Here is a 17,256-nt window from a genome sequence, read left to right as displayed (position 1 = left end):
GTACGACAATTCGGGGGACGTCCACGATGGCCTCGCCGACTCACGGTCGGCGCGCGCGTTACCGTGACCGCCATGGCGAATCCCGCGCTGACCGCTCTCGACCACACCGGCCTGCCGTACCGGGTCATCCGGCACGGCCCGGTGGCGAGCCTCGCCGAGGCGGCCGCGGCGCGCGGCGTCGAGGTGCCGGACGTGGTCAAGACGATCGTGGTCCGCCGCGGCGAGGGCGACCTGCTGTTCGTGCTGACCCCCGGCGGCCGGGTGATCTCCTGGCCGAAGCTGCGCGCCCTGCTCGGTGTCAGCCGGCTGTCGATGCCGGACGCCGAGGCGGCGAAGGCCGCCACCGGGTACGCGCGCGGCACCATCACGCCGTTCGGCTCCACCACCGCCTGGCCGGTGGTCGCCGACGAGCGGCTGCGCGGCCGGGAGATCACGCTCGGCGCGGGCGAGCACGGCCTCGCCGTCGCCGTCGACGCGGACACCGCGCTGGCCGCGCTCGGCGCGACTGTGGCCGACGTGACAGACGAGGAGCCGACGCGCTGAGCGGTGGCCGGTGGAGGGCCGGCGGCATAGCGTGGAGGACATGCCGAAAGCCGTCTGGAACGACCTCGTCGTCGCCGAGAGCGACGACACGGTGCTGGTCGAGGGCAACCACTACTTCCCCCGTACGGCCCTGCGCGAGGACCTGATCCGCCCCTCCGACACCCACACGGTCTGCCCGTGGAAGGGCACCGCCTCCTACTACACGCTCGAACACGGCGGCGTGACCAGCCCGGACGCCGTCTGGTACTACAGCGACCCGAAGCCGGAGGCGGAGATGGTCCGCGACCGGGTGGCGTTCTGGAAGGACGTCCGGGTCGTCGACTGAGTCACCGTGCCGCCGGGGTGACTGGCACCCGGCGGCCCCGGTGGGTCACCATGCTCCCATGGCCGACCCGCACTCCGACCCGTCCGGCACCGTCTACGGGGCCCGCCGCGCCCGTGGCGCCCGTGGTCTCCGGCTGCCGCAGGACCCGCTGATGCGGATCGCGCTGGGCGTCGGCGTGACCGGCGTACTCCTCGGGGCCTTCTTCGCCACCGGCGTGCTCGGCGGTGGCAACGAGCGGCCGGTGGTGCCGGCGGCGGCAGTGCCGACCGCGACGGCGAGCGAGCCGAGCGCGGAACCGTCGGCGGAGCCCACGCCGTCGCCCTCGCCGAGCGCGGCGCCGACCACCCCGGCCGCGCCGGTGGCCACGCCGAAGGTGCTCCGGGGCGTGCCGTCCGGGCGCTGCCTCGGCGTGACCGGCGACGAGGCCGAGGGCGCGCAGGCAGCGCTCGCCGACTGCACCGGCGGGCCCGAGCAGCAGTGGGTGGTCACGCCGGTCACGAACGACACCTACCTGCTGGTCAACGCCGCGAGCAGCAAGTGCCTGGACGTCAGCGAGGCGAAGACCGACGACGGCACGGACGTGCAGCAGTGGTCCTGCAACGGGCAGGCCAACCAGCAGTGGCGGTTCCAGCAGGCCGGCGACGGCGTGGCGCTGCTGGTCGCCGTGCACAGCGGCAAGTGCGCGCAGGTCGACGACGCGGGCACCGAGCCCGGCCGTGAGCTGGAGCAGGCGCCGTGCAGCGGCGCTCCGGAGCAGCAGTGGGCGGTCGGCTGACCGGGAGCGCGGGCGTCAACCCCGATAGCTCCAGGCCCGCCGGCCCGCGACCACCGGGAGCGCGAACGCCGGTTCGTCGGCGGGACGGCGGCGCAGCAGCAGCGACAGCCCGGCCGCGCCGACCGACAGCGCGCCCGCCACGTACCAGGCCATCGCGTAGTCGCCGAGCCGATCCCGGACCAGGCCCGCGCCGGTGGCTGCGAGCGCGGCCCCGAACTGGTGCGCGGCGAACACCCAGCCGAACACCACCGCCCCGGACGCGCCGAACCACTCCCGGCACAGCGCCACAGTGGGCGGCACCGTGGCCACCCAGTCCAGCCCGTAGAAGACGATGAAGACCAGCATGCTCGGCCGGGCCGACCCGGCGAACAGGCTCGGCAGCACCAGCAGCGACGCCCCGCGCAACGCGTAGTAGGCGCCGAGCAGCAGCCGCGCGTCGACCCGGTCGGTGAGCCAGCCGGAGGCGATCGAACCGGCGATGTCGAAGAGCCCGACCAGGGCGAGCAGCCCGGCCGCTGTGGTCTCCGGCATGCCGTGGTCGTGCGCGGCCGGCACGAAGTGCGTACCCACCAGGCCGTTCGTGGTCGCGCCGCAGATCGCGAAACCGCCGGCGAGCAGCCAGAACGGCCGCGTCCGCGCGGCGGCGGCGAGCGCGCCGACCGCCCGGGCCGCCGCGCCGCCCTCCGGCCGGGCCGGCGGCACGACCTCCGTCGCGCCGTAGGCGGGCCGCCCCAGATCCGCCGGGTGCTCGCGCAACAACCACACCACAAGGGGTACGACCGCCAGCGCGGCCCCGGCCACGACGAGTGCCGCCGTGCGCCAGCCGTGGTCGCGCACCAGCACCGCCAACAGCGGGAGGAAGACCAGCTGCCCGGCCGCCCCACCCGCGGTGAGCACACCCGTCACCAGGCCCCGGCGCTTGACGAACCAGCGCCCGGTCACCGTCGCCACGAACGCCAGGGCCATCGAGCCGGTGCCCAGCCCGACGAGGACGCCCCAGCACAGGATGAGCTGCCAGCTCTCGGTCATCGCCACGGTCAGGCCACTTCCGGCGGCCACCAGCACCAGCGCGCCGGCCACCACCCGGCGGATGCCGAACCGGTCCATCAGCGCGGCGGCGAACGGCGCGGTGAGCCCGTACAGCAGCAGGTTGACCGAGACGGCGGCGGAGATGGTCGCCAGCGGCCAGCCGAACTCGGCGTGCAGCGGGTGCAGTAGCACGCCGGGTGTGGCCCGGAAACCGGCCGCGCCGACGAGCGCGACGAAGGCGACGGCGGCGACGAGCCAGGCCGGGTGCAGGCGGGATCGGTTCACCAGCCGAGTCTCGGACCGGGGTGGCCTCGCCGACGAGTGGCCGGAAAGCCATCATGCGCAATAATCGGGCCATGTCCGTACCGCACCGGGTCGCAGTCCTCGCCCTCGACGGCGTGGTGGCACTCGACCTCGGCACCCCCGCCCAGGTCTTCGGCGCCGCCCGCACCGACGGCGGCGTCCCCCTGTACCTCGTCGCCACGTGCACCCCCGGCGGGCAGCCGGTACGCAGCAGCGCCGGCTTCCAGGTGCTCCCCGACCACGGTCTGGAACTCCTCGACACCGCCGACACCGTGATCGTCCCCGGCATCCACGCCGGTCCGCCGCTGCTCGACGGCACGGTGGCCGCCGAGGTGGCCGACGCGCTGCGCGCCGCGTACACCCGGGGAGCGCGCGTCATGTCCATCTGCACCGGCGCGTTCGTGCTGGCCGCCGCCGGTCTGCTCGACGGCCGCCCGGCCACCACCCACTGGGCGTACGCCCCACGCTTCCGTCGCCTGCACCCCGGCGTACGCCTCGACCCCGACGTGCTCTTCGTCGACGACGGGCGCGTGTTCACCTCGGCCGGGGTGGCCGCCGGCATCGACCTGTGCCTGCACGTCGTCCGCACCGACCACGGCAGCGCGGCGGCCAACCGGGCGGCCCGGCGCTGCGTGGTGCCGCCGTGGCGGGACGGCGGGCAGGCCCAGTACATCGAACGGCCGGTGCCCCGGGGCACCGACCACGGCACCGCCGCCACCCGCGAGTGGGCCCGGCAGCGCCTGCACGAGCCGGTGGCGCTGCGCGAGATGGCCGCGCACGCGCGGATGAGCGTCCGCACGTTCACCCGGCACTTCCGCTCCGAGACCGGGCTCAGCCCGGCGCAGTGGCTGCTCCAGCAGCGCACCGAGCACGCCCGGGTGCTGCTGGAGACCACTGACCTGAGCGTCGACCGCATCGCCCAGGACGCGGGTTTCGGCACCACAGCCGCGCTCCGCCAGCACTTCCATGCCCGGGTCGGCGTGGCCCCCACCGCCTACCGCCGCACGTTCCGCCACCCTTCCCCCGCGGCGTCCCCCGCGACGTCCCCGCGTTCCCCGCGCCCCGCTCCCGTCGATCTTGGAGTTGTGGCGCCTGGAAGGCCGGACGTGCCGGAGTTGTCCACCGCCACAACTCCATGATCGGCGGCGGGGCGGATCGGCGGCGGGCGGTCCCGCGGTCAGGCGAGGTGGGGCTGGCGGCGCAGGGCGCGGAGCTGGGTCAGGTGCAGCGGCAGGTGCACGCGGATGTGCAGGTCCAGCGCCCTGCCCCAGGGCAGCGACTCGTCCACGTCCAGGTCGAAGCCCTCGCGTAGCACCGTGTCCACAGGTGTCTCCGCCGCCGGGCCGAGCCGTTCGGCCAGCGCGCACAGCTTCTGGCTGGTGGCCCGGAACAGCACCGCCAGGCCGTCCAGCCCGCCGCACTCGGACACCAGCGCGTCCAGCTGCGGCCGGTGAATGGTGTCCAGGTCGTAGTAGGCGAACGGCGAACCGGCCAGCACCGCCTCGGTCGCCTCGCTCATCAGCTCGTCGTTGGCGGCGAGGTGCGCGACGATCTGCTCGGCGCTGAGTTGCCCCTCCGGCGGCGGCCCGAACCCGCCCGCGTCGATCTCCGCGAACAGTTCGTCATACGCCTGCCGCAGTGCCGCGACGTCCACCTCGTCCATGTCCCGCATCCAACCCCCGCCGCTGCCGCGCCCACCCCGGCTACCGCGCCCGGTTCACCCGGACGGGTCCGGACAGGCGTGAAGGCCGGCACCCCGTTGGTTCGGGGTGCCGGCCTTCACGTTTTGTCTTACTTGTTCCAGTGCTGGGCGACGAGGTCGGCGGCCTGCTGCTCCCACTGGGCGTAGTGGTCCGGGTAAGCACTGACCTGGACGGTCTGGGCGGCCTTGGTCAGCGGCATGTCCTGCCAGCCGTCGACCTGCTTCAGACCCTTCAGGAACGCGGTCGTGGAGTACTCGGGGTCGGTGATCTGCTCGACCGTGCCCCAACCGGAGGAGGGGCGCTGCTGGAACAGGCCCTGCGAGTCGTGGTCGTTACGGTCACCGAGGTGGCCGAGGTTCTCCAGCTTCGACTCCTGCAGGGCGGTCGCGATCGACACGACCGCGGCACGCTCGTCCATGCCGGCCTTCTTCGTCGCCGCGATGATCGCCTTCACGTTCCTGGTCTGCTCGTCATTGAGGTCGATGCGGGACTGGGCGCCCTGCACGCCGTGCGGGATCAGCTTGTCGGACTGCACGGTGGCGGTGACCGGCTTGACCGCGTGGGCGGTGTCGGCCGCGTGGGCGGCGACCGGGCCGGCGAACACGCCACCGGTGAAAGCCAGACCAGCAATACCCAGAACGCTCTTACGCAGAATCGTGTTCATGATGGGGGCTCCATTCGGGGGTCGACACACCCCCCGGGGGGACCGGGGGTGCGTGGGCACCGTCAGGCGCTCAAGAAAGTCTCAAGGGGGATCCCGGCTGCTCGCGGGGCGGGGGCCTCTACGCGGCGCCGGAAGGATGTCCAACGACTGTCGGCCCGGCATCATTCCCGGGCCAGCTCACGCTGTCGGGGGTGCGGCGCGGGGCTCACGTCGTCGGAACCGTGTTCAACGACCAGCCGAGCGGGATGATTCCCCGCGGCTCACGCCGCCGCACGTACTCAACGGCCTGAGGTCTGTCCCCACAGCCGACGCGCTCGGGGGCGCGGCCTTGCTCGGTCGTTCACCCGGTTACAACGCCACCGGCCCGCCCACGATTCCGCCACCAGAGTGCCGCCCACCACCCCCAAACCCGACAACCCGCACACCACCGACCAGACTCGCCCAGCCCATCCGGACACCTCACTCTGCACCCCGGCGATCAAGGAGTTTGCGGCCATTTCCGGCGCCACGAGGACACAAACCCCTTGATCACCCCCACAAAAGCCTCCCCGGGCACCCGCCATAGCGTTGATCATGAGGTTAGCGGCGACATAACGGACACCAAGTGCCGCCAAGTTCATGATCGACGCGAGCGGGCAGGGCGGTGCGCTGGACGGGAGCGAAGCGGCCGCGACCGGCCCCGCGATCTTGCAGTTCGCGCCCTCCGAGCACCCGATTTGTCCGGCTCGCGGGGCGCCAAAGTGCAAGATCGCGCACACTCAGGGGTCTGGGCGGATCCGGGGCGCCGCGAGCTAGCCCGACGGGCCCCGGGGGTCGGGGATCTTGGAGTTGTGGTGCCTCGCGAAAGGTGTCAAGCCGGGCATCCTGGGCGCCACAACTCCAAGGTCGACGAGAACATGGGAGAACTGCGGGAGCGCGGGGACGGGGGGCGGGAGGATGAGGGAGCGCGGGGTCAGCGGCGGCCGTGGCGGGCTCGTAGGTAGTCGGACACCACGTACTCGCCCAGGTCGTCCAGGTCGGGCGTGAACATCCGGCCACCAGAGCGCCGCGCCACCGCGTCCACGAACCGGCGCAGCCCCGGGTCGTCGCCCAGCATGAACAGGTTGAGCGTGGCGCCGGACCGGGTCAGCCGGTCCACCTCCCGGATCGTCGCCGAGATGGTCTCCGGCAGCGGCGGCCAGTGGAAGTACGCCTCGCCGTCCTCCGGGTCCAGGTGGGCTGTGGGCTCGCCGTCGGTGACCACGAGCACCACCGGCTCGGCGCCCGGGTGGCGGCGCAGGTGCCGGCCGGCGAGCCGCAGCGCGTGCTGGAGGTTGGTTCCCTGCTGCATGTCCGGCTCCACCGCCGCCAGTTCCTGCTGGGTCAGCGGCATCGCCTCCCGGCCGAAGCCGACGATCTGCAACGCGTCCTGCGGGAACCGGGTGGCCATCAGGTGCGACAGGGCCAGCGCGGTCTGTTTCATCGGGCCCCAGCGCCCCTGCGAGATCATCGAGTACGACAGGTCGACGCAGAGCACGACAGCCGCCGACGCCCGCCGTTCGGTCTCCACCACCTCGAAGTCCTCGACCGCGAGCGGCACCGGCACTCCGGGGCCGGCCCGGCGTACCGCGCGGGTGAGTGTGCGCACCACGTCCAGCGGCTGCTCGTCGCCGTACTCCCAGGGGCGGGACGCCCCGCTCACCTCGCCGGCCGCGCCCGCGGTGCGCAGGTCGTGCTGGCCGCGCGGGCCGGCGGTCAGGTCGGAGAAGACGCGCCGCAGCGCGGTGCTCGCGAGCCGGCGCAGCGCCTTCGGGCTGAGCGTCAGCCCGTCCGCGTCGCGGGTGACCCAGCCCTGGCGGCGCAGCTCGCGTTCCAGTTCCTGCAACCGGCGTACGTCGTCGGCGGCGTCACGGCCCAGCGTGCGGGCGACCGCCTCCACGTCGACGTCGTCGAGCGTGGCGCCGGGCTGGTCCTGGTCGAGGGAGTCCAGCAGCTCGTCGAGTTCGGCGATCTCGTCGAGCGCGCCGGTGGCCTCGCCGTAGCCGAGCGGCTGGTCGCCGCGTACGCGCTCGCCCCGCTGCCAGTTCAGGTCCGGCCGCAGCGACCGCAGGTGCGCGTCGAGCTGGGACAGCTCACCGGCGAGCCGGTCGCCGAGCGACTGGCGCATCAGTCCGGCCAGTTCCTCGCGCTGCCGGTCGGACAGCGACCGCATCAGCCGCTCACCTGCAGCCGCCCGCCGGGCCAGCACGTCGATCAGCTCGTCGACGTTCCTGGGCCGTTCCGGGAAGAACTCCCCGTGCCGCCCCATGAACTCGGCGAACGCGTCGGTGGTGTCCTCCGAGCGGGCGTGCCGGGCGAGCAGGTCGTTGAGGTCGCGCATCATCTCGGCGAGCTGCCGCTGGGCGGCCGGGTCGGCGGCGGCCCGCGCCGCGTCGCGCAGCCCGGCGAAGCGCTGCTCCAGCACGTCGCCACGCAACCCGTCGAGGATGCGCTGGTAGGTCTGCCGGGCCTCGGCGCTGGCCCAGTCGTACCCGGAAAGCTCCGACACCGCGCGGGCGGTGGAGCGGGGCAGGTTGTCGAGCACGGCCTCGGCGAACCGGGCGTCGTCGCCGTCGCGGCCGCGCAGCTCGTCGCGTTCGGCGGCGAGCGCCTGGTCGAGCAGCGCGCGGGCCCGGGTTACAGCGCCGTCCAGGTCGCCGCGGCGCAGCGCCTCCCGGCGCAGGCGGCGGGCGCGGGCGGCCAGGTCGTCCAGGCCGCCCCGCCCCTGCGGGCCGCGCCGCAGCAGCTCACGCAGCGACTCGCGCAGGCTGCCGCCGGCGAGCACGTCCGAGCCGACCGCGTCCACCGCGGCGCGCACGTCGTACGGCGGGGCGAGCGGATCGGGTCCGCCGCGCCACTGCCCGTACCGGAAGCGGTTGCCGCCGGCCATTGTCAGTCCCGGTCCCCGTAGACGGTGCGCCCGGAGTCGGTGACGTCCTTGCCGAGCCGGCGGGTCAGGTGCAGCCCTTCCAGCACGAACTCGATGCCGGCGGCGGCCTCCTCCGGGCTGGGCGCGTCGCCGAGCCCGAGCCGGTCGAGCACCTTGGCCAGCCCCGGTACGGTGCCGACCTGGCGCAGCAGCTCGGCCGAGGAGACCAGTTCCCCGGTCTCCACGGCGCCGCCCTCGGCGACGATCGCGGTGAAGCCGGACAGGTCGAGCCCGGCCAGGCGGGCGCGGAACGTCTCGGCGGTGGCGGTACGCAGCAGGTGCGCGAGCACCTCGATCTCGCGTCCCTCCTCGCCGCTCTCGAACTCGACCTTGCCGCGCAGTGTGGAGGTGACCGACACGGTGTCGCCGATCCGGGCCACCGGCGCCTCCGGCCGGGACGCCGACCCGGCCCCGCCACCCGAGGCAGCAGAGGCACCGGCCAGCAGACCGGAACGACGCAACGCGGCGGCGGCCACCGTCTCCGCGGCGGCGATGGCGAACCGGGCGGACACACCGGAGCGCGGGTCCACCGACGGGGACTCCCGCACGTCGCGGGCGAACCGGGCCAGCACCTCCAGCACGTGTTCCGGCACGACGGCGACCAGGTCGGCCTCCTGCCGGATCAGCGACAGCTCCAGGTCGAGGTCGAGGGGGTAGTGGGTACGGATCTCCGCGCCGAACCGGTCCTTGAGCGGCGTGATGATCCGGCCCCGGTTGGTGTAGTCCTCCGGGTTGGCGCTAGCCACCAGCAGCAGGTCCAGCGGCAACCGCAGCTGGTAGCCACGGACCTGGATGTCGCGCTCCTCCAGCACGTTGAGCAGCGCCACCTGGATGCGTTCGGCCAGGTCGGGCAGCTCGTTGACGGCGAAGACGCCCCGGTTGGTACGCGGTACGAGCCCGAAGTGGATGGTCTCCGGGTCGCCGAGCGTGCGCCCCTGGGCGAGGCGGATCGGGTCGACGTCGCCGATCAGGTCGCCGACGCTGGTGTCCGGCGTGGCGAGCTTCTCGCCGTACCGCACCGAGCGGTGCAGCCAGCCGATCGGCAGGTCGTCGCCGGCCGAGTCGACCAGTACCCGGGAGGCGGGGGTGATCGGGTGCATCGGGTGCTCGTTGAGCACCGAGCCGGGAATCACCGGGGTCCACTCGTCCAGCAGCGCGCCGAGCGAGCGGATCAGCCGGGTCTTGCCCTGCCCGCGTTCGCCGAGCAGCACCATGTCGTGCCCGGCGAGCAGCGCGCGCTCGACCTCGGGCAGCACCGTGTCCTCGTAGCCCACGATGCCGGGGAAGCGGTCCTCGCCGGAGCCCATCCGGGCGAGGAGGTTGTCTCGGAGTTCCTGCTTGACCGTGCGGTACTGGTGGCCGGCCGCGCGCAACGCGCCGAGCGTGCTCGGCAGCTCGGCGGGCGGGACCGGGGGAACCTGGTTGGGAGCGGTCACCCGATCCACGCTAGCGCGCTCCGGTGACCGGCGGCGCCCGTCGCCACTGACGCCGCCGGAGCGCCGCTCACCTCCCGAGGCGGGCGCGGACCATCCGGGGCACCGCGGCCAGGCCGGTGACCGGGCGGAACGCGCGCGCGGCGGCGACCAGCGCGGCGTACTCGTCGTCGGTCAGGTCGATCTCGGCGGCGGCCGCGTTGCGTTCCATCTGCTCGACCCCGGACGCGCCGGGGATGGCCACCACGTTCGGGTGCCGCAGCACGTACGCGAGCGCGATCTGGCTCGGCGTGGCGTCGTGCGCGTCGGCGACCTCGCGCAGCGTGGCGATCAGCGCGGTGCCGCGTTCCAGGTTCTCCGGCAGGAAGTACGGGTTGGCCCGGCGTACCGCCCCGGCGGGCGGGTTCGTGGCGTCGTAGCGGCCGGAGAGGAAACCCTGCGCCAGCGGCGAGTACGCGATGACGATCCGGCCGGCCTGCTCCGCGTACGGGATGAGGTCTTCCTCGGGGCCGCGGTCGATCATGCTGTAGCGGACCTGGTTGCTCAGCACCCGGCGGCCCAGCGCGGCCTCGGCGAACCGCCACCGGCGCAGGCCGTAGTTGCTGACGCCGACCTCGCCGACCAGTCCGACGTCCTGCAGCGAGCGCATGCCGCGCATGGTGGTGGTGTCGGCGACCACCGGGTTGGCCTGGTGCACCTGGTAGAGGTCGATGCCGTCGACGCCGAGCCGGGCGGCGGAAGCGACGGCGCGTTGCTGCACGACGGGGGCGACCGGCAGCAGCGGGAAGATCTTGCTGGCGACGACGACCTTGCTCCGGTCGTCGCCCAGCGCCGCGCCGAGGATGCGCTCGCTGCGGCCGAAGCCGTACAGCTCGGCGGTGTCGAACAGGGTGACGCCCAGGTCGAGCGCCCGCCGGACGATCTCGGCGGCACGGCGCTCGTAGTCGGGGCCGTAGCCCCACTCCTTGGAGCCGAACTGCCAGGTGCCGAGGCCGATCTTGGAGATGGGCTTGGGGGTGTCGAGCTGCACGTAACGCATGTGGCCGAACGTACCCGCGCCGCTGCGACAGCACTCCGCTGCGGACAGAATGGCCCCGTGACATACCTCGCCAGCGACGACCGTTACCACGAGATGATCTACCGGCGCAGCGGCCGGAGCGGGCTGAAGCTCCCCGTCATCTCCCTCGGCCTGTGGCACAACTTCGGACCGGACCGGCCCTTCGAGCGGCAGCGCGACATCGTCCGCCGCGCCTTCGACCTCGGCATCACCCACTTCGACCTGGCCAACAACTACGGCCCGCCGCCCGGTTCGGCGGAGGAGAACTTCGGCCGGCTGCTCGCAGGCGACCTGAAGCCGTACCGGGACGAGCTGGTGATCTCCAGCAAGGCCGGGTACCTGATGTGGCCCGGCCCGTACGGCGAGTGGGGCTCGCGCAAGTACCTGATCTCGTCGCTGGACCAGTCGCTGCGCCGCCTCGGGCTGGACTACGTCGACATCTTCTACTCGCACCGCTTCGACCCGGAGACCCCGCTGGAGGAGACGATGGGCGCGCTCGACGCGATCGTCCGCTCCGGCAAGGCGCTCTACGTGGGCATCTCCAACTACGACTCGGAGCAGACCGAGCGCGCCGCCGAGATCCTGCGTGACCTGGGCACGCCGCTGCTGATCAACCAGCCGTCGTACTCGATGATGAACCGCTGGACGGAGAGCGACGGCCTGCTGGACACGCTGGAGGGCGTCGGCGCCGGCTGCATCGCGTACAGCCCGCTCGCCCAGGGCCTGCTCACCGACCGTTACCTCACCGGCATCCCGGCCGACTCCCGGGTACGCACGAGCGTCTTCCTCAACGAGGCCGACCTCGACGAGGAGACGATGGCGACGGTCCGGGGGCTCGCCGCGGTGGCCGAGCGGCGCGGTCAGACGCTCGCCCAGCTCGCCCTCGCCTGGGCGCTGCGCGACCCGCGCATGACCAGCCTCATCACCGGCGCGAGCAGCGTGGCGCAGCTGGAGGGCAACGTGGCCGCGCTGGACAACCTCGACCTCGCCGGTGACGACCTGGCCGAGATCGAGGTCCTGCTCGGCTGACTCACCAGACGCGGCGCCGCCCGGCGCGGTGGTTGCGGACACCGCACGGCCGTCCGGGCGGAGGGCCGCCGGCCCGGCTCAGCCGCCGTCCGACCACTGCCGCGGCGAGCAGCGCGACGACGAGCGCCGCCGCGCCGAGCACGAGCGGCCGGGACAGCGGTCCGCCGTCGGTCACCGTCGCCACCGGCACCGCCGGCTCGTCGTCGGTCGCCGCCCCGGCGAGGGTACGCGGAGGCGACGCGCTCGCCTCCGGCGCTGCCGGTGTCGCGTCCGGCTCACCGCGTGCCGCCCGGAAGATCACGTCCGAACAGGAGTAGTAGGTGTCCTGGGTGTCCGAGTTCTGCCAGATGACGTAGACGATGTGCCGGCCGGTCCGGTCGGCCGGCAGCCGCCCCCGCATCTCGTACGCGCCGGAGCGGATCGGCGGGTCGGTGACCTGAAGGAACGGCTTCTTCTCCAGGTCCGCCCAGGTCAGCCGCCGCTGCGGCGAGTACGAGCCGGTGGTGACGTAGAACCGGAACGTGCCCTGGTGCGGGATGGTGGTGCGGTAGCGGAACGTGTGCCGGGCGCCGGCGGTGAGCGTGGTGGCCGGCCAGTCCGCGCGCGGCAGATCCAGCCCCCGGTACGCGGACAGCCCGCCGCTGCACAGTTCCCCGTCCGGGATGCGTTCCCGGTCCCGCCCGTCGACGCGGGCGACCCGGATGTTGTCCCACTCGCGTACCGCCGCTCCGGCGGCGATCGCGGCCCGGCACGCGGGCGTCCGCGCCCGGCCACCGCCCTCCGGCCCGCACGCGGCGGCCCGGCTCAGCGGGCTGGTCGGCGCACCGTGCGCGCCGGCCGGCGTGGCGGCGAGCGGCACCGTCACGGCGACGGCGGCGAGCGCGGCGAGCGCGCGGCGTGCGGCCATGTGATCGACCTCCCGCGCACTGGTACGGCCGCGAGACGTCAAAGGTTCGATCCGCGCCGATCGGCCGGGCCGACGTGACCGAACGGACAGACGGGGCGGCGGGGCGCATGTGGGTGGACCTAGAGTGACGAAACCCTGTGATCGAGGAGCGTCCCTTGCCCGAGCCGGAACCGTCCCCCGAGCCCTCCCGCGCCGCCCCGGCGAACGGGCCTCCCGCGGGCGACGTCCCACCTTCCCAGCCCTATCTGCTGGTGATGCCCAGCATGGAGGGCGCGCCCCCACCGGTGCCGTGGCCCGGCGCGGAGGGGCAGCCCGGCTGGGCGATTCCGGTCACCGTCCCGCCCGGCACCCAGGGGTACGCGCTGTTCCTCCCGCTGGTGCCGGCGGCCGGCCAGCCGAGCGCGGTGCCTGCCCAGGCGACAGCACCGGCCGTCGAACGCTCCCCGGTGGAGGATGCCGCCCTCTCCCCCACCACCGGCGACGTCGCCAAGACGCCGCCGACTTCCGCGGGCGCGGGCGTGTCCCCGGCCGGGGACGGTTCGACGGGGGCGGCTGATCATGGGGAGCCCGCCACCGCACCGGCCGACCGTCCGGCGGAGCCCGTCGCCGCCACGCCGGACACCGCTCCGGCGGCCCGGCCTGCCGCCACCCGAGCCGACGGAACCCCTTCGGCTGCCGAGGACGCCGCATCGGCGGGTCCGTCCTCCTCGGGCGCCGGCACGACGGCTCCGGCCACCGGTTCGCCTGCCACCCCGGGTTCGTCCCCGTCGGATGCGCCGAACCCGCAAGCCGGCTCCGGCACACTGGCCAGTTCGGGCGCACCGGGTGCGCACCCGCAGGCCGGTTCCGGCGCGCCCGGCACGCCGCACGCTTCCGGCCGGCCCGGGACCCCGAGCACGCCGCCGATCCCCGGCGCGTCGCCCGCGCTGATCCCCGGCGCGTCGCCCGCGCCGGTCACACCGCACGCTCCGGGGATGCCGCAGCCTCCCGGTCGGCCGGTGGGCGCGCCGCCGTACCCCGGTGTGGGGTGGACCGGCCATCCGCAGGCGCCGGTCTGGACGCCGCGACCGCCGACGCCGCGGACCTCGTTCCTCGGCGCGCGGTGGCCCGGCCCGAAGGCGGCGACCGGCCGGGCCGTGCCGCTCGCGGTGCTGGCCGGCGCGGTCGGCGGCGCGGTCTTCGTGCCGCTGGGCCGGGTCGGCGTCGGCTGGTTCCTGGGGTGGCTCACGCTCACTGTCGCGGTGGTGCTGGCGATCCGGTCGAAGACCGCTGACCTGCCGCGCGCCGACCGGCTCATCCGGGCCGGGTGGGCGGCGGCCGCGCTGGCGCTGATGGCCGTGCCGGCGTTCCGCAACGCCTGGTGGCTCGTGACGTTCTGCGTGCTCGGCGCGCTGGGCTGCGCCACCCTCGCGATCGTCGGCGGACGGTTGGTGCGATCGATCCTGTTCGGCCTGGTCGCCACGCCGTTCGCGGCGCTACGCGGCCTGCCCTGGGTACGCCGGCACGTCACCGCCTCGGCGTCGGCGGCGACGGTGAGCAAGGTGACCGTCTCGGTGGTCGCCACGGTCGTGGTGCTCGTGGTCTTCGGCAGTCTGCTCGCCTCCGCCGACGCGGCGTTCTCCGAGGCGCTCGGCTCGCTCGTTCCCGAGACCGACATGGGTTCGGTGTTCAGCTGGGTGTTCCTGGCCGTGGTGGGCGGGCTTATCGCGGTGGCCGCGGTCTACACGCTCGCCGCGCCGCCCGACCTGTCCACCGTGGACAGGTCCGGCGAGCGGCGGATCGGCCTGCTGGAGTGGGCCCCGGCCATCGGCGCGCTCGTCCTGCTGTTCGCCGGGTTCGTGGTGGTGCAGTTCACTGTGCTCTTCGGCGGGCAGCAGCACGTGCAGCGGGTCGCCGGTCTCAGCTACGCCGAGTACGCGCGCAGCGGCTTCTGGCAGTTGCTCTTCGTCACGCTGCTGACGGTGGCGGTGCTCGGTGGCGTGGGCCGCTGGGCGCGCCGGGAGCGGCCGGTCGAGCGCGTCCTGCTGCGTGTGCTGCTCGGGCTGATCAGCGCGCTGAGCGTGGTGATCGTGGCGTCGGCGTTGTCCCGCATGTGGACGTACCAGAAGGTCTACAGCTTCACCGGCGAGCGGATCTTCGTGATGGCGTTCGAGATGCTGCTCGGCACGGTCTTCCTGATGATCATCCTGGCCGGCGTCCGGTTCAAGGGCCGGTGGATTCCCGGCGCCACCGTCGCGCTGGCCGTGACGATGCTGCTCGGCCTGGCGGTGCTCAACCCGGAGGACTACGTCGCCCGCCGCAACACGCTGCGGTACGAGCAGACCGGCAAGATCGACGCCTGGTACCTGCGGGCGCTGTCCGCCGACGCGACGCCGTCGCTGGCCAAGCTTCCCGACCCGGTACGCCGGTGCACGCTGAGCTGGATAGCCGACGACCTCGCCGAGCCCGACCCCTGGTACGCCTGGAACCTCGGTCGGCAGCGCGCCCGCAAGGCACTGGAGGAGGTCGGCCCGCAGGCGGTCGGCGGCCCGAAGGACTGCCGCCGGGCGGACCAGTTCGACCTGCCGAAGACGCGCGGCCCACGCTGACGTCGCCGACCGGGCCGCGGATCGCCGCGGCCCGGTCAGGCGGGGCCGCCGCCGAAGCCGATCTCGTTGCCGTCCGGGTCGTGGAAGATCGCCTTCCGGACGCCGTTGTCGTAGGTCTCCTGCGCAGCCGGCTCCAGCCCTCGGGCGGCGATCGCCGCAAGACGGGAGTCGAAGTCCTCGACGAAGACAGTCTGCATGGCGTGACCGGCGTCCCCGGGCCGCACCTCGATGTAGAGGTAGCGGTGCTCGGCCAGCTCCCACACCGCCTCGTGGTCGTTGGGCAGGAACTGCGGCGGGGCGCCGAGCAGCCGCTCGTACCAGGCCGTCGACACGGCGATGTCATGGATCGGGACGCCGGCGAACAGGTCGACAGTCATCCGGTCAATCTAGCCGCGTCGACGTGCCGACGAGGGCTCACGCCGTACCGGCGTTTGAACGCGGTGCTCAGGGCGAACGAGCTGCCGTAGCCGACCCGGCGGGCCACCGCGCCGACAGTGGCGCCGGGCTCGCGGAGCAGGTCGGCCGCGAGCGCCAGCCGCCAGCCCGTCAGGTACGCCATGGGCGGCTCGCCCACCAGGGCGGTGAACCGCCGGGCCAGCGCCGCCCGCGACAGCCCCACCTCGGCGGCCAGCGACGCCACCGTCCACTGCCGGGCCGGGTCGTGGTGCAGCATCCGCAGCGCGCGGCCGACCACCGGATCCGCGTACGCCCGGTACCAGCCGGGCGCGGCAGCCCCGGGCCGTGCGAACCACTCCCGCAGTGCGGCGATGAGCAGCAGGTCCAGCAGGCGGTCCAGCACCGCATCCTGGCCGGGGTCGTCCTTGACGATCTCGTCGGCCAGCAACGGCACGAGCGGAGAGTCCCAGGACTCACGGCGGACCACCGCCAGCGGCGGCAGCGTGTCGAGCAGCCGCCGCCCGACAGTGCCCCGCACCGGGTACGTGCCGGTGAGCAGCACGGTCCGGCCGTCCGGTCCGTTGCCCCAGGTGCGTACGCCCCACCGCGTCATCGCGAACAGCTCGCGCCCGTCCGGCGTGGTGCAGCGCTGCCCCGGGTGCACTACCACCTGCGGCGCCGTGGCCGGGTCGTCCGCCACCGTGTACGGGGCCGGGCCACGCACGATCGCCACGTCACCATCGCCGAGCCGCGCGGCCTCCCCCTCCTCCGGGACGATCCAGGCGTCCCCCCGCACCACGGCGACCAGCGTGAGCGGCGCCTCGTCCCGGATCAGCATCGACCAGGGCGGGGTGAGGATCGAGCGCAGCAGGAAGGCGCCCCGCGCCCGGGGACCGTCGAGCAGGCCGGAGACGGCGTCCACGGAGACGATTGAACACAGGATCGCGCGTCCTGGCCATGGGCCGTCTCACCGCGCGGCGGTTCGATGAGGACATGCGACTCGTACAACAACTGACGCTGGTCGGCGCCACAGTCGGGGCCGGGCTGATGGCGGGCCTGTTCGCCGCGTTCGCGTACGCGGTGATGCCGGCGCTGCGCGGCGCGGACGACCGCACGTTCGTGGACGCGATGCAGCGCATCAACGTCACCATCGTCAACGGCTGGTTCCTGCTGGCCTTCCTGGGTACGCCGGTGCTGGCCGCGCTCGCGGCGGTGCTGGCGTGGCGCGGGGTGGTCCGGCCGGCGCTGCCGTGGATCGTCGTCGGGCTTGCTCTCTACCTGGTGATGGTCGTCGTCACCGTGGCGGTGAACGTGCCGCTGAACGACGCGCTCGCGGCGGCTGGTTCCGCCGATCCCGGTGCGGCGCGCGAGCGCTTCGAGTCCGCCTGGGTCACCTGGAACCTGGTCCGGACGCTGGCGAGCACGGCCGGTTTCGGCGCGCTGTGCTGGGCGCTGGCGCTCGTCGGGCGGGCGGCCGGTTGAGCGGATTCCGGCCGGTTCAGCCCATTGCCGGCACCACCCGGATTGCTGGCACACCGCCGTTCACCAACTCACACC

16 protein-coding genes are annotated in these 17,256 nt (G+C 73.8%); 7 read left to right on the top strand and 9 right to left on the bottom strand.

All coding sequences use genetic code 11. The features are described 5' to 3' along the window. The first annotated feature begins 72 nt into the window (after window positions 1-72). Genes KBX43_RS12580 through KBX43_RS12570 form a run of 3 tightly spaced genes read left to right on the top strand, consistent with a single transcriptional unit; the run spans window position 73 to window position 1,643 of the window. Window positions 73-543 (top strand): aminoacyl-tRNA deacylase, encoded by a 471-nt coding sequence (locus KBX43_RS12580; RefSeq protein ID WP_069087588.1) that lies wholly within the window; start codon window positions 73-75, stop codon window positions 541-543. A gap of 40 nt (window positions 544-583) precedes the next feature. Next, entirely contained in the window at window positions 584-868 is a 285-nt protein-coding gene (locus KBX43_RS12575) for a DUF427 domain-containing protein (RefSeq protein WP_043330617.1), read from the top strand. Window positions 869-926: 58 nt separating this feature from the next. Next, entirely contained in the window at window positions 927-1,643 is a 717-nt protein-coding gene (locus tag KBX43_RS12570; RefSeq protein WP_210884487.1) for an RICIN domain-containing protein, read from the top strand. Window positions 1,644-1,658: 15 nt separating this feature from the next. On the opposite strand, the gene KBX43_RS12565 is transcribed toward KBX43_RS12570, so the two are convergent. Next, window positions 1,659-2,957, bottom strand: coding sequence for an MFS transporter (locus tag KBX43_RS12565; protein WP_210884486.1), 1,299 nt, complete (start codon window positions 2,955-2,957; stop codon window positions 1,659-1,661). Between the two features lie 53 nt (window positions 2,958-3,010). On the opposite strand from KBX43_RS12565, the gene KBX43_RS12560 reads away from it, so the two are divergent. Beyond that, a complete protein-coding gene (locus tag KBX43_RS12560) occupies window positions 3,011-4,114 on the top strand; it encodes a GlxA family transcriptional regulator (protein ID WP_210884484.1) in 1,104 nt (367 codons plus the stop codon). A gap of 38 nt (window positions 4,115-4,152) precedes the next feature. Here the strand turns inward: KBX43_RS12560 and KBX43_RS12555 are convergent, their stop codons facing one another. The 5 genes from KBX43_RS12555 to KBX43_RS12535 all read right to left on the bottom strand — a co-directional run bounded on the left by KBX43_RS12555 (window position 4,153) and on the right by KBX43_RS12535 (window position 10,761). Continuing rightward, window positions 4,153-4,629, bottom strand: a complete 477-nt coding sequence (locus KBX43_RS12555; RefSeq protein WP_210884592.1) for a hypothetical protein — start codon at window positions 4,627-4,629, stop codon at window positions 4,153-4,155. Between the two features lie 137 nt (window positions 4,630-4,766). Continuing rightward, window positions 4,767-5,342, bottom strand: coding sequence for a hypothetical protein (locus tag KBX43_RS12550; protein ID WP_210884481.1), 576 nt, complete (start codon window positions 5,340-5,342; stop codon window positions 4,767-4,769). 952 nt (window positions 5,343-6,294) lie between these two features. Beyond that, on the bottom strand, window positions 6,295-8,250 hold the full coding sequence (locus KBX43_RS12545) for a VWA domain-containing protein (protein WP_210884479.1): 1,956 nt from the start codon (window positions 8,248-8,250) through the stop codon (window positions 6,295-6,297). A gap of 2 nt (window positions 8,251-8,252) precedes the next feature. Then, window positions 8,253-9,734 (bottom strand): magnesium chelatase, encoded by a 1,482-nt coding sequence (locus KBX43_RS12540; protein ID WP_210884476.1) that lies wholly within the window; start codon window positions 9,732-9,734, stop codon window positions 8,253-8,255. Window positions 9,735-9,792: 58 nt separating this feature from the next. After that, window positions 9,793-10,761, bottom strand: coding sequence for an aldo/keto reductase (locus KBX43_RS12535; protein ID WP_166457288.1), 969 nt, complete (start codon window positions 10,759-10,761; stop codon window positions 9,793-9,795). Between the two features lie 57 nt (window positions 10,762-10,818). On the opposite strand from KBX43_RS12535, the gene mgrA reads away from it, so the two are divergent. Then, entirely contained in the window at window positions 10,819-11,808 is a 990-nt protein-coding gene (gene mgrA, locus KBX43_RS12530) for an L-glyceraldehyde 3-phosphate reductase (RefSeq protein ID WP_209960164.1), read from the top strand. Between the two features lies 1 nt (window position 11,809). On the opposite strand, the gene KBX43_RS12525 is transcribed toward mgrA, so the two are convergent. Beyond that, window positions 11,810-12,715, bottom strand: coding sequence for a lytic polysaccharide monooxygenase (locus KBX43_RS12525; protein ID WP_140946168.1), 906 nt, complete (start codon window positions 12,713-12,715; stop codon window positions 11,810-11,812). Between the two features lie 155 nt (window positions 12,716-12,870). Here KBX43_RS12525 and KBX43_RS12520 point away from each other — a divergent pair, with 155 nt between their 5' ends. Further along, a complete protein-coding gene (locus tag KBX43_RS12520) occupies window positions 12,871-15,303 on the top strand; it encodes a DUF4153 domain-containing protein (RefSeq protein WP_210884475.1) in 2,433 nt (810 codons plus the stop codon). Window positions 15,304-15,338: 35 nt separating this feature from the next. Here KBX43_RS12520 and KBX43_RS12515 read toward each other — a convergent pair whose 3' ends face one another. Both KBX43_RS12515 and KBX43_RS12510 read right to left on the bottom strand, forming a co-directional pair. Next, window positions 15,339-15,680: a VOC family protein gene (locus tag KBX43_RS12515; protein ID WP_113971956.1), complete on the bottom strand. Its 342-nt coding sequence runs from the start codon at window positions 15,678-15,680 to the stop codon at window positions 15,339-15,341. After that, a complete protein-coding gene (locus KBX43_RS12510) occupies window positions 15,677-16,621 on the bottom strand; it encodes an AraC family transcriptional regulator (RefSeq protein ID WP_210884474.1) in 945 nt (314 codons plus the stop codon). Before KBX43_RS12510 ends, KBX43_RS12515 begins: the two co-directional genes overlap by 4 nt. A gap of 71 nt (window positions 16,622-16,692) precedes the next feature. Here KBX43_RS12510 and KBX43_RS12505 point away from each other — a divergent pair, with 71 nt between their 5' ends. Beyond that, complete coding sequence (locus KBX43_RS12505; protein WP_210884473.1) at window positions 16,693-17,181, top strand: DUF1772 domain-containing protein; 489 nt, start codon at window positions 16,693-16,695, stop codon at window positions 17,179-17,181. Window positions 17,182-17,256: the final 75 nt, after the last annotated feature.

It is taken from the genome of Micromonospora sp. C41 (assembly GCF_018070485.1).
GTDB lineage: Bacteria > Actinomycetota > Actinomycetes > Mycobacteriales > Micromonosporaceae > Micromonospora > Micromonospora chalcea.
The sequence above is the reverse complement of the archived record's forward strand: the minus strand, read 5'-3'. Positions and strand labels throughout refer to the sequence as shown.